The following is a 427-nucleotide window of genomic DNA, read 5'->3' as shown; positions in this document are numbered from 1 at the left end:
GTTGACATTGGCCCAGCGGCCACTTCTGAATTTGGYACTTCATTWTGAATTGGTGCAACTGGYGTTACTGGTGTTGACATTGGCCCAGCGGCCACTTCTGAATTTGGTACTTCATTTTCAATTGGTGCAACCGGTGTTACTGGTGTTGACATTGGCCCAGCAGCCATTTCTTGACCTGGCATTTCATTTTCAATCGGCGTTACTGGCGCAATCGGTGTTTCAATTTGACCAGCGGCTACTTCTTGACCTGGTATTTCATTTTCAATCGGTGTTACTGGTGCAATCGGCGTTTCAATTTGACCAGCGCCCACTTCTTGACCTGGTATTTCATTTTCAATCGGTGTTACTGGTGCAATCGGCGTTTCAATTTGACCAGCGCCCACTTCTTGACCTGGTATTTCATTTTCAATCGGTGTTACTGGTGCAA

1 pseudogene is annotated in these 427 nt (G+C 46.5%); it reads right to left on the bottom strand.

The annotated features are described in order from the left end of the window. Window positions 1–427: pseudogene (locus AC1DJR_RS33620) on the bottom strand (hypothetical protein); the annotation flags it as partial.

This window comes from Bacillus sp. 05T31, from assembly GCF_056396725.1.
The sequence above is the reverse complement of the archived record's forward strand: the minus strand, read 5'-3'. Positions and strand labels throughout refer to the sequence as shown.